Annotated in this window: 2 protein-coding genes; both read left to right on the top strand. The window is 62.3% G+C overall.

Translation table 11 applies throughout. From position 1 onward, the window contains the following. On the top strand, nucleotides 1-771 hold a 771-nt coding region (locus tag AC1DVR_RS23360), incomplete at its 5' end, for a sugar phosphate isomerase/epimerase family protein (RefSeq protein WP_478003019.1). Nucleotides 772-808: 37 nt separating this feature from the next. Further along, nucleotides 809-1,452: substrate-binding domain-containing protein (locus AC1DVR_RS23355; RefSeq protein ID WP_478003018.1), on the top strand; the 644-nt coding region annotated here is incomplete at its 3' end.

Here is a 1,452-nt window from a genome sequence, read left to right as displayed (position 1 = left end):
CTGCTGGGGGGCGATGCAGTGGGCGTCACTTCGATCACGCAGCTGGCCTATCGCACCTTTGGTCAGATGGACCGCGCATTTGCCGAAATTGCGGCGGCGGGCTATGAGGGGGTAGAGGTGTTTGACGGCAACCTGCTGGACAACTCCGCCGCTGATTTTCGCGCCCTGTTGGCCAATTCCGGTCTGCAACTTGTGGCGGCCTATGCGGGCGGCAATTTCATCTTCGACGACATCCTGCCTGAGGAACTGGCCCGCGTGACCCGTGCCGCCGACAGGGCTGCCGAACTCGGCGCGCCTCATCTGGTGGTTGGCGGCGGGGCCAAGCGGTTCGACGGCATCCGTGAGGCGGACTATCACAAGCTGGCCGCAGCCTTGGACCGCGTGAAGGATCTGGCTGAGGCGCGTGGTCTGCGGGCGCATTACCACCCGCATCTGTCCACCATTGTTGAAGGCCCGGCCAGCGTGGCCAAAATCTTCGACCTAACGGCCATCGACTTCGTCCCCGACACGGCGCATCTTACGGCTGCCGGCGGCGATCCGGCGCAACTGATCCGCGATCACGCGGCCCGGATTTCCTATGTCCACCTGAAGGGCTTCCAACGCGAACCCTTTGCCTTCACGCCGCTGGATCGTGGCGATGTGCCGACCCTGCCCATCCTGCAAACCCTGCGCGATGTGGGCTTTGATGGCTGGGTTTGCACCGAACTCGATGCTTGGACCGACCCTGCCGAAGGGGCGCGGCTCAGCATGGACTACCTGAAAACACACTGAAAACCGGGGCTTGGCCCCGCTTCTGGGAGGAAGAACCATGATCACGAGACGCAGCCTTTTGGGCGGCGCGGCGCTGCTTGCGCTGATGACCGCGATGCGCCCGGCTTACGCCGGCCCGGACGAGGCTTTGGCCAAGTTGGTCGAAAGCGTTCTGTCCAAGGGCCCGAATGGCGAAGACCCTTCGCCAGCATCCTCTGTCACGTTGACGGATGACGAACTTGCCAAGATCAAGTCGATGAACGCTACCGCCGCCATCGTCATGCACTACGGCGGAAACGACTGGAGCCGGGCGCAGATCAACGGTCTCCAAACCCAGTTTGCCGCGATGGGGATCAAGGTGATCGCTGTCACCGATGCGGGCTTCAAGCCTGAAAAGCAGGTCTCGGACATCGAGACGATCATGGCGCAAAAGCCCAGCATCATGATCACCATCCCGACCGACCCAACCGCAACCGCTGCCGCCTACAAGGCCGTCGCTGATGCGGGCGTGAAGATCGTGTTCATGGACAACGTGGCCGCCGGGCTGACAGCGGGCAAGGACTATGTCTCAGTCGTCTCCGCCGACAACTACGGCAATGGAGTCGCCGCGGCGCATCTGATGGCCAAAGCATTGAACGGCAAGGGGAATATCGGTCTGGTTTTCCACGCCGCCGATTTCTTCGTGACCAAGCAGCGCTATGA

It is taken from the genome of Rhodobacter sp. P2_H5 (assembly GCF_056403335.1).
The sequence above is the reverse complement of the archived record's forward strand: the minus strand, read 5'-3'. Positions and strand labels throughout refer to the sequence as shown.